This window comes from Streptomyces tubbatahanensis (assembly GCF_022699385.1).
GTDB classification, from domain to species: Bacteria; Actinomycetota; Actinomycetes; order Streptomycetales; family Streptomycetaceae; genus Streptomyces; species Streptomyces diacarni.
This window is the reverse complement of the sequence record NZ_CP093846.1, coordinates 3,488,646-3,501,890: the sequence shown is the minus strand read 5'-3', so window position 1 is coordinate 3,501,890 and position 13,245 is coordinate 3,488,646. Positions and strand designations below refer to the sequence as shown.

The window sequence follows — 13,245 nt, the reverse complement described above, 5'->3', positions numbered from 1 at the left end:
CCGGGTGGCTTCGGACGGCGTCTGAGCGGCGGACGGCCGAAACTGCTGCCATGCTGGCTGGAACAGGCGGTGCGGTCCCGGTGACAGCTCCCGGACCGCCCGCAGTTCCCGTTCCACACGCCCGCCCGCCCGTGACAGCCCCGCTCCCCGCCCGCCGGAGGATCCGCATGCTGACGACCGCCTTCGTTCCCGGCACCCCGAACTGGCTCGACCTCGCCGCGCCCGACGTCGAGGCCGCCGTCGCCTTCTACACGAGTGTCTTCGACTGGGAGTTCCAGTCCGCAGGGCCCGAAGCGGGGGGCTACGGCTTCTTCCGGCGGAACGGTGAGGTGGTGGCGGCCGTCGGCCCGCTGGGGGCAGAGGGCGATCCCAGCTGGACGGTGTACTTCCACACGCGTGACGCGGACGCCACCCGTGCTGCCGTTCAGCGGGCGGGCGGGACCGTGCGGGCCGCACCGATGGACGTGTTCACCGCGGGCCGGATGGCGCAGTTCACCGACCCGGCCGGTGCGGACTTCGCCGTCTGGCAGCCGCGCGAGACGGTCGGTCTCGACGTCGTCATGGAGCCGGAGACGCTGTGCTGGACGGAGCTGCACACGACGGACGCCGCGGCGGTGCGGGACTTCTACACGTCCGTGTTCTCCTGGAGCTACGAGGACATGCCGATGGGTGACGGTCTCGTCTACTCCGTCTTCTCCGCGCCCGGCGGTGGCACGCCCGAGGACACGGGCCAGGGCGGCCTGATGCAGCTGACGCAAGAGCACCGGGAGGCCGGTTCCGCCTCCGAGTGGCACCCGTACTTCGCCACGGAGGACTGCGATGCCACGTTCACCAGGGCGACAGGAGCGGGGGCGAGCACGCTGATGCCGCCGACGGACGCCCCCGGGGTCGGGCGCCTCGCCCTGCTCAGGGACCCGGCCGGCGCCACGTTCGCCCTCATCAAGGGGGACCCGGACCAGGGCTGAGGGCCCGCACCGACCCGCACCGCACCGGCCCGCACCGGTGCGTGAGAGCGCCCCACCCATTTTGAATCGCTCGGTACACAACTGTGCTAGCGTACGCACATGGCCCGACCGAGACTGTTCGACGAGGAGCGGGCCCTGGACGCGGCCATGCGGGCGTTCTGGGAGAAGGGGTACGAAGCCACTTCCACCCAGGACCTGTGCGAGGCCACGGGGCTGGGGCGCAGCAGCATCTACAACACGTTCACCAGCAAGCACGCCCTCTTCCGGCGGTCGCTGGCGCGGTACGTCGAGACGATGACCGCGCTCCAGCTGGAGATCGTCGAGGACGCCGAGCGGCCCGCGCTGGAGCGGTTCGAGGCGCTGTTCGCGTGCATCGTCGAGCAGGAGTTCGCCCAGCGGCGGGACGGCAGGAGTATCGGCTGCCTGTCGGTCAACACCACCGTGGAGCTCGCGGCGCGCGACCCGGACGTCGCGGACGTGCTCGCCAGGGATGTCGGGCTGCGGCTGGCCGCGCTGCGGGCCGCCGTCGAGGCGGGGCAGCGGGCCGGTGAGATCCCGTCAGCGCAGGCGCCCGCCGAGCTCGCCCGCTTCGTCAACGCCGTCATCGCCGGAATGCGGGTCTCCGCGCAGGGCGGTGCGGACCGCGCCGCCCTGGAGGGCATCGCCGCGACGGCGGTCGCGGCGCTGAGGGCCTGACTCACGGGCCTCCCGGTGCATGGCGGTCTTCCGCCTGCGCCGCACGTGGAGTGGCCGCGTCGTGCGGGCAAGTTCTGTACTGATCCATCCATAACTGCGGGCGTGCCGGCGTCGTACCCGGACCGTCCCGTGGACACACCGATGTCGGGGAGACACTGATGCCACTGACCGTCCACCTCATGGCGGCGGGGATCTTCGCCATGGTCACCAGCGAGTTCCTCGTCGCGGGGCTCATGCCGCAGATCGCCGAAGGGCTGGACGTCTCCCTCTCCCAGGTGGGCTACCTCGTCACCGCGTTCGCCGCCGCGATGACGCTCGGCGGCCCCTTCCTCGCCGCTGCGGTGCTCAAGCTGCGCCCGAAGCGGGCGCTGACGGTGCTGTTCGCCGTCTTCCTCGCGGGCAACGTGCTGGCCGCGCTCGCACCCGGCTACGCCGTCATGCTCGTCGCGCGCCTGATCACCGGCACCGCCTCCGCCGCCTTCCTCGGCGCGGCCATCTCCCTGAGCGTGCGCCTGGTGCGGCCCGAACAGGCCGGGCGCGCCGTCTCGGTGGCGCTCAGCGGGCTGATGCTGGGCACGCTGCTGGGGCTGCCGCTGTCCACGTTCGTCGGCGGCCTGTACGGGTGGCGCAGCGCCTTCTGGGTCGTCACCGCGATGACGGTGGCCGCTGCGGTGCTGACGGTGGCGCGCGTGCCGCGGATGGAGGGGCAGGGCGCCGGCGGGAGCGGCGCGGGGGGCGGGATACGCCGGGAACTGTCGGTCTTCCGCCGGCGGAGGCTCTGGCTGGTGCTGACGACCAGCACCCTGACCATCGGCGCGACCTTCTCGGTGTTCAGCTACGTCAACCCGATCCTGACCGAGGTCTCCGGCTTCTCCACGGGCAGCGTCCCTCTCCTGCTGATCGCCTACGGCGCCGCCAACCTGCTCGGCAACGCCGTGGTCGGCCGTCTCGCCGACCGGTACGCGTTCGCCGTCCTGCTGACCGGGCTGCTGAGCAACGGCGTCTTCCTCGCCGCCTTCGCGCTGCTGGCCGGCGTACGGGCGGGCGCGGTCGTCTTCCTGCTGGCCATCGGCCTGGTCGGCGTCACGATGAACCCGGCGATGGCCACCCGCGTCCAGCGGGCCGGCAACACGGGCCCGCTGCTCAACACGGTGCACTCCTCCTTCATCACCCTCGGCGTCCTCCTCGGCTCGGCTCTCGGCGGCGCCGCCATCCCGCACTTCGGGCTCGTCTCCCCGGCGTGGATCGGCGTGGGCCTGGCCGCCCTCGGAGTGCTCACCCTGCTGCCCGACCTGCGCCGCCGGCCCGGCCCGAGCCCTCACCGGGCCCGGGCCGCGCTGGGCCCCGGGAGCACCGGGTCCCGTCCGGTGCTCCCGTCACACGAGGGAGCCGCCGCCGAGTGAGCCGCCGCCCGCCGGTGCCGGGGCGGGAGCGGGGTCCGGGGCGGTGCCGCCCGCCGGGGGCTCGGGCGAGGGGCCCGAGGCGGTCTCGGGCTCGGCGGCCTCGCTCTCGGACGGCGCGTTCAGGTCGGCGAGCATCTGCTTGCTGAACCCGAAGAAGTACGTCGCCACGAACCCGGCGAGGTATCCGGCCGCCAGCCCCAGGCCGTAGATCGCGGCGATGGCGCCCAGCCCGTGGTTGCCCTTGAGCAGGGGGAAGAGGGCCCAGCCCGAGGGGCCGATGGCGGTGGAGCCGACCGAGGTGCCCAGCTGGTAGAAGAGGCCGACGACGCCGCCGCCGAACGCGCCGCCCACGCACGCGGTGATGAACGGGCGGCCCAGGGGCAGCGAGACGCCGTAGATCAGCGGCTCGCCCACGCCGAGGAAGCCGGCGGGAAGCGCGGAGCGGATGGTCTTGCGGATCGAGGTGTTGCGGTGCAGCCGCAGGTAGATGGCGACCGCGGCGCCGACCTGGCCCGCGCCGGCCATGGCGAGGATCGGCAGCAGCACGGTGTAGCCGCTCTGGTCGATCAGCGTGGTGTGGATGGGGATGAGCGCTTGGTGCAGGCCGAGCATCACCAGGGGCAGGAAGAGCCCGCCGAGGACGAATCCTGCGGCGGCGCCGCCGTGGTCGAGCAGCCAGTCGGCGAGGTGTCCGATGCCGGTGGCGATCTCGCCGCACACGAACATCAGCCCGAACAGCGTGACCAGGCCCGACACCAGCACCGTCAGCGTCGGTGTGACGAGCACGTCCACGGCGGACGGGACGACGCGACGGCACCCCTTCTCCACGTACACCGCCAGCAGCGCGGCGAACAGCGCGCCCAGGACGCCGCCCTGGCCCGGCGCCAGCTTCTCGCCGAACGCGGAGACGTCGGCGACCCCGGGGAAGACGATGACCGCGGCCGCGGCACCGCCCAGCACCGGTGTACCGCCGAACTCCCGTGCGGTGTTGATGCCGACGAAGACCGCGATCAGCGACATGAAGCCGCTGGCGATCGCCGCCAGTGCCGGGGTGAGGGAGGGCAGCCAGCCCGCGTTCGTGAACAGGCCGTTGAGGCCCGCGACGATGCCGCAGCCGATCAGCGCGGGGATGAGCGGGACGAAGATGTTGGCGATACGGCGCAGCATCAGCTTCACCGGTGTCGCGTTCTTCTCCTTGCGGGCCGCGCGCAGGGCTGCGCCCTCGGCGGCGAGGTCGTCGGCCGTCTTGGCCGCTGTGGCCGCCGACCCGTCCGGCGCCGGCGCGTCGGATGCCGGCGCGTCGGCTGCCGTCGATCCCGGTGTCGCCGCGCTCACGTTCGCGGTCGCCGGCTGCGCTGCCGTGCCCGGGTCGGCCTGCCGGGTCAGCGCCTCGAACTCGGGCGTCACCCGGGCGACCTTCCCGGGCCCGAGCACGATCTGGTAGGTGTCGTCCTCGACCACGCCCATCACGTCGGGGAGGGCCTTGAGGGCCTTGTCCTGGACGAGGGAGCGGTCGGCCAGGGCCAGCCGCATGCGGGTCATGCAGTGGGTGACGGAGGTGACGTTCGCCGCCCCTCCGACCAGGGGAAGGATCGCTTCCGCGATACGCCGGTGGGGGTTGCCGCTGCCTTCAGCGCGGTCTTTGCTGCTGTCTGTGCTCATGGTGCGGTCGCTCTTCTTTGAGTGGTGCCATGGTGCAGGCGGTACGGGCGTTCGGTCCGGTTCGGGTGGTCGGTCCGGTGGGGGTGGTCGGTGCGGTGAGGGCGTGGTGGGAGAGCAAGGTCAGGCGTCGCCCTCGGACCTGTCGGCGGCTGCCGCGGTGAGGGCCGCGCGCAGGTGTCCGTGGGAAGCGGCCAGCAGCCGCTGGGCCTGCGGCCCTTCGACGTCACCCAGAATGGTGAGGATGGCGGCCTTGACCTCGCCGTCCGTGGCGGCGAGCGCCGACTCGATCGCGTCGTCGGGCGCGCCGGTCGCCAGCGCGACGATCCGCCGGGAGCGTGCGCGCAGCTTCTCGTTGGAGGCGCGCAGGTCCACCATCAGGTTCCCGTAGGTCTTGCCCAGCCGGATCATCGTGATGGTGGAGAGCATGTTGAGGACGAGCTTCTGCGCGGTGCCGGCCTTCAGCCGGGTGGAGCCGGTCAGCAGCTCGGGGCCCACGACGACCTCGATGCCGTGCTCGGCGGCCGCCGCGAGCGCCGAGCCCTCGTTGCAGGACAGGCCCACCGTGAGCGCACCGCGGGCGCGCGCGTGTTCGACGGCGCCGATGGCGAAGGGCGTACGCCCCGACGCGGAGATCCCCACCACGGTGTCCTCGGCGGTCAAAGACAGCGCGTCCAGGTCGGCCGCGGCCATCTCGGGGCTGTCCTCCGCGCCCTCGACCGAATTCACCATCGCGCCGGGGCCACCCGCGATCACGCCGGTGACCTGGCCCGGAGCGGTGTTGAAGGTGGGCGGGCACTCGCTGGCGTCGAGCACGCCCATGCGCCCGGCCGTCCCCGCGCCCGCGTAGAGGAGGCGCCCGCCGCGCGCCATCCGCGCGGCGATGGCGTCGATCGCGGCGGCGATCTGCGGCAGCCGGGCGGCCACGGCGGTCGGAACGGTGCTGTCCTCGCCGTTCATGATCTCGGCGATCTCCAGCGTGGGCAGCTGGTCGATCTGGGCCAGCTCGCTGCGAAACGCTTCGGTCGTGAGTGTGTCCAACTGATGGCGGAGTACGTCGTAGGGCGCGGCGTCCGGCCGGGACGCCGCGGCGTCCTGCTCGGGCGCGGCCCCGGACGGGACGGCGGAACCCGCCCGCGCGGTGCCGGGTTGTGAGCCGGAGGAATCGAGGGGAGTGGCGGGCTGTGAGGTGGTCATGCGGGAGCGGCTTTCTGTGGCTCTGGGGGGCGGTCTGGATCCTGGGCGTCCGCGGCGTGCCGCGCGTCCCGGGTTTGCCTGGCTTTCCGGGGCGGGCGCGGCCTCGCTCGTCGGGCAGCGGGCCTCAGCGGCCCCGGGGCCGCGGCGAGTGGCGGTGCGCCAGCGCTTCGTACGAGGCGGAGAGCGCGTGCGCCGCCGTCTCGTACGTCCGCTGGGCCACGCCTATGAACAGGCAGTCGACGACGAGCAGCTGGCTCGTTCTGCTGGACATCGCCGCCGGGCGCAGCTCGCTCTCCCGCGCCGTGGACGTCGTCAGCACGTGGTCGGCGTACTGGGCGACCTCCCCGTCCGGGCGGCCCGTGATCGCGATGGTCGTCGCGCCCTGGTCGAAGGCCACGCGCAGCGGCTCGATGACATCCACGGTCCGCCCCGAATGGGTGATGGCGACCGCGACGTCGCCCGCCTGCATCTGCACCGCGTTGGTGACAGCGAGATGGGGGTCGGCGTGGCTGTGGGCCACCATGCCGATGCGCAGCAGCTTCTGTGCCAGGTCCTGGCTGACCAGCCCGGAGGCGCCGACGCCGTACACGTCGATGCGCCGGGCCGAAACCATCGCGGCGACGGCCGCCTCGACCTGCGCCACGTCGAGCGCGGCGGCCGTGTCGGCCAGCGTCTGGCGCTCGTCCAGCGCCAGCTTGGCGACGACGTCGGGCATCGGGTCGTCCACGGCGATGTCGGCGGTCACGGCGGGGGCCGCGCCCGACTCCTGCTGCGCGGCCAGCCCCGCGAGGGCCAGCCGCAGGTCCCGGTACCCGGGATACCCGAGGAGACGCGAGGTGCGCACCACGGTGGCCTCGCTCGTGCCGGTGCGCTCGGCCAGACCCGTGACGGTGAGCTGCGCGCACCCGGCGGGATCGCCGGCGACCGCCTCGGCGACCCGCTGCATCGAGCGCGTCATCGACGGCGCCATCGTGCGCACCTTCGCCGCGAGCGCGGTCGGCCCCGGGCGCACGGCCTGGTTCCCGGCCGCCCGCGGCGCCGGCGGCCTGGGCCCACCGGGCCCCGGCCGCTTCCCGGCCCCGCCAGGCGTCGCAGGTCCCGCCGGCGCCGCCTGCTCCCTGGCGCCCGTCGTGGCCGGCGCTCCGGTCGCCGACTGCGCCTCCGACGTCCCCGCCGGAGGCGCGGTCGTCCCCGCCGGAGGCGACGTCGGCTCGGCAGCCCGCCGGTGCTCTGATCGGAAGGTGAAATTTTCCTTCAGATTACTGCTCACGGGTGGAAGATATTTTCGATTCGACCGCCCGTCAATGGCTGTTGCGGCACTTGGCGGTCAGCGAGTGGTCAGCGAGCCGTGAGCCGTACGGGGCAGCAGTGGTGCAATGGAGGTATGGCACCGATGGAATCCGCACCAGGCTCGGACCCGCCGGGCGAGGGCCGCGACCCCGCCGCCTCCGGGCGGCAGGACCCGCTGGAACGCGCTCTGCACGCCGCCCGCGCGCTGATCCTCGCGGACCTGGAGGCGAGCGACGTGGCACGCGCCGACATCGTCTCGATGGTCGAGGAGTCGGTCACCCACCGCCGCTGGTGGGTCGGGCAGTGGCCCGAAGGGGTCGCCTTCGTGGACGGCCTGGTCGCCCAGGACGTCCAGGACGCCCTGCTCGAACGGTACGGGCGGTGGCCCGTCTGCCCCGTGTGCGTCGGCTCGGACCTGCACGCGCTCCAGGTCGAGCCGGAGCTGGGAGAGGACCCGCACTGGATCTGCGGGAAGACCTCGACGGTGGTCGCCCGGGTGGGACGGCTGGGCACCAGGCTGTGACCGTCTACATCGACCCACCGATCTGGCCGGGGCACGGGCGCATGTGGTCCCACCTGGTGAGCGACGCGTCGTACGAGGAACTCCACGCGTTCGCGGCCCGCATCGGCTGCCCGCCCCGCGCCTTCGACCGCGACCACTACGACATACCGTCCACGCAGTACGACGTCGCGGTGCGGGCCGGGGCGGTCGAGGTCGGCTCGAAGGAACTGCTCCACCACCTGAAGGCCGCCGGGCTCCGCCGCCGCAAACGCTGACCTTCGCGCCCGCCGAGCCCCCCGGGGCGCGGCCACCAGGGGATCAGACCTCGGCGTACTCCCTCTTCGGGGCGGGGGAGGCCGCCACCACGCGGGAGCGGGCGTGGACGCGGGAGGAGACGGCCGTCGTGGCCACCCCTGCCGCCGCCATCACCGCACCGACCCACGCGACCGCCGCGTACCCCCACCCGGCGGAGATGGCCAGACCGCCCAGCCAGGGGCCCACCGTGTTGCCGATGTTGAACGAGGCCGTCGCGGTGGCCCCGGCCAGGGTGGGGGCCGCGTCGGCGGCGTTGAATATCCGGGCGTTGAGGGCGGGTGCCGTGGTGAAGGCGGTCACGCCGAGCATGAGGGCGAGGGCGATCGCCGCGAAACGGTACTCGGCCAGCAGGGCGAGCAGCGCCAGGACGGCTGTGGACGCGGCGATACCGCCGTACATCGTGCCGAACAGGTGCGCGTCCGCGATGCGCCCGCCGAGCACCGTGCCGAGCAGACCGCCGATGCCGAACAGCGCGAGCACGCTCGGCACCCAGCTCTCCGGCAGCCCCGCGACGTCGGTGAGCAGCGGCGCCAGGTAGGAGAAGAGAGCGAAGACGGCGCCGGCGTTCAACGCGATGGTCACCAGCGCAAGCCACACCTGCTTGTCGCGGTAGATGCGCAGCTCGCGGCGGAGGTTGGGCGCGTCGTCCCCCGTCGGTACGGCGGTACGGGGCACCAGCGTCAGGACGCCGACGAGCCCGACAGCCGCCAGGGCTGCCACCGCCCAGAACGCCGACCGCCATCCGGCCTGCTGCCCCAGGAACGAACCGGCGGGCACACCGGCGATGTTGGCGACGCTCAGCCCGCCCACCATGATCGCCATGGCCCGCGCCCGCGCGTTCCCCGGCACCAGCGAGACGGCCACGGCCGCCCCCACCGCCCAGAACCCGGCGCAGGCCAGCGCGCTGAGGACGCGCGAGACGAACAGCACCTCGTACGTGGGTGCCAGCGCCCCGGCGACCTGCCCCAGCATGAAGACGGCCAGCAGCCCGACCAGCGTCGTACGCCGCGGCAGCCGCAGGGTGGCGGCGGCCAGCACGGGCGCCCCCACCACCATGCCCACCGCGAACGCCGAGACCAGCAGCCCCGCCTTCGGGATCGACACCCCCAGGTCCCTGGCGAGGGGTTGGAGGATGCCCGACAGCATGAACTCGGAGGTCCCCAGCGCGAAGACGGACAGTCCCAGTATGTAGACAGAAAGCGGGATACGGACGGCCGACGGCTTGTCGGCCACGGGTGTGGAGGGCATGCCGTGCTCAACCCGGCCGTGACCGGCGGCATTCCCGCCGCCCGGCGCCCTGTTGGCCAGGTGCGCTCTCCACGAGTCCCCGCTCCGGCTCAGGCGGCGAGCAGCCGCAGCTCCGTCGTCAGGTTGTGGCGGGCGGGCTGCTCCCAGTGGGCGCGGCCGTAGGAGGTGCGGAAGAGGTGGGGCAGGGAGAGGAGTTGCTGGAGGACGGCGGCCCGGCCCTCACGGAAGGCGGCGTCGGGGACGAAGGCGTATTCCTGGCGCACTTCGGCGGCGTAGTGCGCGTACTCCTCGGGTGAGCCCGCCAGGACCGCCAGGTCCGCGTCGCACAGGAGAGCACCGTTGACGTCGCCCGGAGCCGGATCGTGGGTGACGGTGAGGCGGACCAGGCGGGCGACCTCGGCGGTGCGGGCGGCGGACACGCCCGCCTCGGGGAGGGCCCGCTCGGCGAGGCGGGCGCTGCGCTCCTCGTTCTCGCTGCGGTCGGGACGGTAGACGGCGTCGTGGAACCAGGCGGCGAGACGGACGGCGTCCGGGTCGCACTGGTGCGCGGCGGGCCCGCCCCCGGCGGCCCCGGACGGGACGGGCTCGTCCTGGTGGGCGGCCAGTTCCTCGACGCGGTCGAGGACGGCGCTCAGGTGGGCGGTCGCGTGGTAGCGGCGGTGGGGTTCGGCCCAGCGGCGCAGCAGGTCCTCGCCGTACGGGGCCGGGTCGGGCCCTCCGGCGCCGCCCCGGGCGCCGCGCAGCAGGGCGTCCCAGCGCAGGAGGAGGGCGGCGTGCGCCGCGGACCCGGAACCGGGGCCGCTGGACGAGGCGGAGTCGCCGGAACGGGCGGAATCGGCGGGTTCGTTGCTGTGCGGGTCCATCGTCGCCATCCCCCCATTGTGGTGCACCTGTGGTGCACCCCCCCCGTGCACATGCGGTGCACCGCGGGGGCCGGACGGCCGGACGGAGGGCTCGGTGTCTTCCGGCGCTCGCCGCCGTATGGCAGTCTGTGCGATATGTCTAGACCAATTCTTGAGGTGATCGCGCTCAGTGCGGAAGACGCGGCCGCCGCGGAGGCCGGAGGGGCCGACCGCCTTGAGGTTGTCGCCGACATGGCCGCCGACGGGCTGACCCCTGCGCTGGAGACCTTCACCGCCATCCGGGCGGCCGTCGCCATCCCCCTTCGGGTGATGCTGCGGCTCGCCGACGGCTTCCGAACCGGGGGCGACGCCGGCGTCGCAGCGCTGTGCGAGCGGGCCCGCGCCCTGCGCGCCGAAGGCGCCGACGAGTTCGTCCTCGGCTTCCTCGACGACTCGGGACAGGCCGACCTGCCGGCCCTGGAGACGGTGACGGACGCCGTCGCGGGCTGCCCGTGGACGTTCCACCGCGCCATCGACCGCGCCGCCGACCGCGACGCCCTGCGCAAACAGCTCGCCGAAGCACCAGGACTCGACACCTACCTCACGGCCGGCTCCCCGGACGGCGTCACCGACGGCTACGACGTCCTGCTGGCCGAAGCCGCCCGCACAGCGGCCGGCGACCCCGGCTACGGGCCCCGGCTGATGGTGGGCGGCGGCCTCGCCCTCTCCCACGTCCCCGGCCTGAGCCGAGGCGGCATCACCGCCTTCCACATCGGCGGCGCCGCCCGCCCCCAGGGCTGGGACGCCCCCGTCGACCCGGCAGCCGTCCGCGCGTGGCGGGAGGCGCTGGACGGCGCGTGAGCGCCGAGCGCGAAGCCTCCGGGGCGCGGGGCCTGGGGCCCCGGCCTCACCCGCCGGCCCGGCGGATGAGGCCGGGCAGCGCCCGGCCGGGCAAGTGACCCGGAAGCGGCCCCTACTCGGTGGACCGCGCCGCCGCACGTCGTCCCGCCGCCGGGGTGTCAGGCCTCGCAGAGGCCGAAGGAGCGGGCGGCCGACGGTCCTGCGGTGGCCGGGCGGTGGCCGCCGCTGCGACTGCCAGAGCTGTGCGGGCTCGCGAGGTGACTGGGGCTGTGCCGGCTCGGGAGGGGGACGGCCCGACGGCCTTGTCTTCGATGCCCGCCCGTACCGTCACCGCGCCCGCCAGGGACAGCGCGGCGACGGTGGCGCTGAAGACGGCGGTGCCGGTCGTGAGGGACGTGGCGTCGCTGAGGGCGCCCGCGGCGAGGGGGAGGGCGCCCGCCAGCACGTACCCACCGGCGGTGAGCGCTGCGTTGGCCTCGGCGAGCCGACGGGCGGGAACGTTCGCGCTGAGCATCGTCAGGGCGCCGAGCTGGGTCAGGCCCTGGCCGAGCCCCGCGAGCACGGCGGAGGCGACGAGGGCGGTCACCGAGGTCGTGGCGACGGCGAGGGCGAGCGCCACCATGGACGAGACCGTCAGCGCCGCGCCCGACAGCAGGTCCGTGCGCGTGCGCAGGCGGCGCGCGGCGAACTGCACGCCCGTCGCGGCTGCGAACAGGATAAAGATGGTCGACCCGGAGAGTATCCGGCTGCTGGTGTGCAGCAGGTCGGCCAGCAGCGTGGGGCCGAGCGACAGTACGAAGCCGGTCGCGGCGATCGCGGGTGCGAACACGGCGAGGCACAGCAGGAGTTGGCGTCGGTTGGCGCGGGGCGCGGAGGGGATGCGTATCAGGCGGCGGCCCGTCACCGTCCCGTCGGTGGCCGGAGCGGTGGCCGGAGCGGTGGCACGGTGGGGCAGCGGCATCCGGAGCACCACCGGCAGCGCGAGCGCCAGCAGGGCGATCTGTACCAGGAAGACGGTCACGGACGGCCCGGGTACCAGTTCGGAGAGCAGCCCGGCGAGGAGGGGCCCCACCGCGGCCCCGCCCACCATGGCGGAGGAGGCCACCAGTCCCGCGGTTCGCTTCTGGGTACTGTCGGACAGGTCGGAGACGGCCGCCATGCCTGCGGACAGGAACGCCCCGACCGCCACGCCGCTCAACAGTCGTGCGACGGCGAGCGCCGGTACGGAATGCGCGACGGCGAACAGTACGGACGCGAGCAGGGCCAGCGCCAGACCCGGCAGCAGTACCGGTTTGCGTCCGAAGCGGTCGGAGAGGGTGCCCGCGACCGTGACGGTGGCGAGCAGGCCCGCGATGTAGAAGGCGTAGACCGCCGTCACCGTGGCGGAGGAGAAGCCGATGTCGTCCTGCCACAGGACGTACAGCGGTGCGGGCTCGTTGGACAGCGCGAGGACGGCGACGACGGGCCAGGCGGCCAGCCACATCCAGTGTCGGGAGGGGCTGGCCGGGGCGGCCGACAGGGAGGCCGGGGCGGAAGGGGACACGAGGGCTCCAGGGCAGCGCGAGGCGAGACACGGCAGAGCAGGGCAGAGGAGGGGCAGAGCAGAGCAGGGCGGAACGGAGCAGAGCGCGAGGGGCGACGGGGCACGACAGGGGTACGAGAAGACTCGTACAAGTAGTACGAGAGAAGTCGTACCAGTGGTGAGTAGTACGATGCAACTCGTACAAGGGGAGAGGTCGTGGCTCCCGCCCCCCGGCCCGTCCCGCCACTCGCTCCGCCACCGAAGGAGGCCCCCGTGAGCGCCCAGGCCCGCGCCAGGGACTTCCCCCTCCCACCGGCCCCGCCCGAGGCCGAACTCCCCGAGCCCCTGCCCGAACCCTCGCGCGGCGAGATCCGGCTGGAAGCCGTGATGGCCGCGCTCAGCGACCCGCTCCGCCTCGGCATTGTCCGCAAGCTTCTGCTGGAGTCCGTCGACCACGACCACACCTGCACCTGGTTCGGGCTGGACCGCCCCAAGTCCTCGCTGACCCACCACTTCCGCACCCTCCGCGAGGCGGGCCTCATCCGGCAGCGCCAGTACGGGCCGTCCCGCCGCAACCGCGTCCGCGTCGAGGACCTGGAAGCCCGCTTCCCCGGCCTCCTCGCCCTGGTCGCGGACTGGACCCCGGCGGAGTGAGCCGGTGCCTTCGCCCCGGCGGGGCAGGGGGACACGCCAAGGGGCGGCACCCCGCTGTCGCGAGGGTGCCGCCCCGGAAGGCCCGCCACGA

At 73.8% G+C, this 13,245-nt stretch carries 13 protein-coding genes; 7 read left to right on the top strand and 6 right to left on the bottom strand.

What is annotated here, in order from left to right; genetic code table 11:
• Positions 1–167: 167 nt before the first annotated feature.
• The 3 genes from MMF93_RS14925 to MMF93_RS14915 all read left to right on the top strand — a co-directional run bounded on the left by MMF93_RS14925 (position 168) and on the right by MMF93_RS14915 (position 3,064).
• Positions 168–965, top strand: coding sequence for a VOC family protein (locus MMF93_RS14925; protein ID WP_242751764.1), 798 nt, complete (start codon positions 168–170; stop codon positions 963–965).
• A 99-nt stretch (positions 966–1,064) separates the two neighbouring features.
• Positions 1,065–1,661 (top strand): TetR/AcrR family transcriptional regulator, encoded by a 597-nt coding sequence (locus MMF93_RS14920; protein ID WP_242751763.1) that lies wholly within the window; start codon positions 1,065–1,067, stop codon positions 1,659–1,661.
• A gap of 158 nt (positions 1,662–1,819) precedes the next feature.
• On the top strand, positions 1,820–3,064 hold the full coding sequence (locus MMF93_RS14915; protein WP_242751762.1) for an MFS transporter: 1,245 nt from the start codon (positions 1,820–1,822) through the stop codon (positions 3,062–3,064).
• On the opposite strand, the gene MMF93_RS14910 is transcribed toward MMF93_RS14915, so the two are convergent.
• The 3 genes from MMF93_RS14910 to MMF93_RS14900 form a co-directional block, all read right to left on the bottom strand.
• Positions 3,038–4,726, bottom strand: coding sequence for a PTS transporter subunit EIIC (locus MMF93_RS14910; protein ID WP_242751761.1), 1,689 nt, complete (start codon positions 4,724–4,726; stop codon positions 3,038–3,040). The two genes, MMF93_RS14915 and MMF93_RS14910, sit on opposite strands and share 27 nt — an antisense overlap.
• Before the next feature lie 120 nt (positions 4,727–4,846).
• Complete coding sequence (gene murQ / locus MMF93_RS14905; RefSeq protein ID WP_242751760.1) at positions 4,847–5,920, bottom strand: N-acetylmuramic acid 6-phosphate etherase; 1,074 nt, start codon at positions 5,918–5,920, stop codon at positions 4,847–4,849.
• A gap of 124 nt (positions 5,921–6,044) precedes the next feature.
• The gene (locus MMF93_RS14900) at positions 6,045–6,890 is read right to left on the bottom strand and encodes a MurR/RpiR family transcriptional regulator (protein WP_242757577.1); all 846 of its coding nucleotides are present in this window, start codon (positions 6,888–6,890) and stop codon (positions 6,045–6,047) included.
• Positions 6,891–7,304: 414 nt separating this feature from the next.
• Between MMF93_RS14900 and MMF93_RS14895 the strand changes: the two genes are divergently transcribed.
• Together MMF93_RS14895 and MMF93_RS14890 are read left to right on the top strand one after the other, a co-directional pair.
• Positions 7,305–7,733, top strand: a complete 429-nt coding sequence (locus MMF93_RS14895) for a hypothetical protein (protein ID WP_242751759.1) — start codon at positions 7,305–7,307, stop codon at positions 7,731–7,733.
• Positions 7,730–7,987, top strand: coding sequence for a DUF4031 domain-containing protein (locus tag MMF93_RS14890; protein WP_242751758.1), 258 nt, complete (start codon positions 7,730–7,732; stop codon positions 7,985–7,987). Before MMF93_RS14895 ends, MMF93_RS14890 begins: the two co-directional genes overlap by 4 nt.
• Positions 7,988–8,030: 43 nt before the next feature.
• Here MMF93_RS14890 and MMF93_RS14885 read toward each other — a convergent pair whose 3' ends face one another.
• Together MMF93_RS14885 and MMF93_RS14880 are read right to left on the bottom strand one after the other, a co-directional pair.
• Positions 8,031–9,275 carry a Cmx/CmrA family chloramphenicol efflux MFS transporter gene (locus MMF93_RS14885; protein WP_242751757.1) on the bottom strand — a complete coding sequence of 415 codons (1,245 nt, stop codon included), beginning with the start codon at positions 9,273–9,275 and terminating at the stop codon, positions 8,031–8,033.
• An 89-nt stretch (positions 9,276–9,364) separates the two neighbouring features.
• Positions 9,365–10,138 carry an HD domain-containing protein gene (locus tag MMF93_RS14880; protein WP_423835607.1) on the bottom strand — a complete coding sequence of 258 codons (774 nt, stop codon included), beginning with the start codon at positions 10,136–10,138 and terminating at the stop codon, positions 9,365–9,367.
• Positions 10,139–10,273: 135 nt separating this feature from the next.
• On the opposite strand from MMF93_RS14880, the gene MMF93_RS14875 reads away from it, so the two are divergent.
• The gene (locus tag MMF93_RS14875; RefSeq protein ID WP_242751755.1) at positions 10,274–10,978 is read left to right on the top strand and encodes a copper homeostasis protein CutC; all 705 of its coding nucleotides are present in this window, start codon (positions 10,274–10,276) and stop codon (positions 10,976–10,978) included.
• Positions 10,979–11,090: 112 nt separating this feature from the next.
• Here the strand turns inward: MMF93_RS14875 and MMF93_RS14870 are convergent, their stop codons facing one another.
• The gene (locus MMF93_RS14870) at positions 11,091–12,461 is read right to left on the bottom strand and encodes an MFS transporter (RefSeq protein WP_423835606.1); all 1,371 of its coding nucleotides are present in this window, start codon (positions 12,459–12,461) and stop codon (positions 11,091–11,093) included.
• A gap of 312 nt (positions 12,462–12,773) precedes the next feature.
• Here MMF93_RS14870 and MMF93_RS14865 point away from each other — a divergent pair, with 312 nt between their 5' ends.
• The gene (locus tag MMF93_RS14865; RefSeq protein WP_242751753.1) at positions 12,774–13,154 is read left to right on the top strand and encodes an ArsR/SmtB family transcription factor; all 381 of its coding nucleotides are present in this window, start codon (positions 12,774–12,776) and stop codon (positions 13,152–13,154) included.
• The last annotated feature ends 91 nt before the right edge of the window (positions 13,155–13,245 follow it).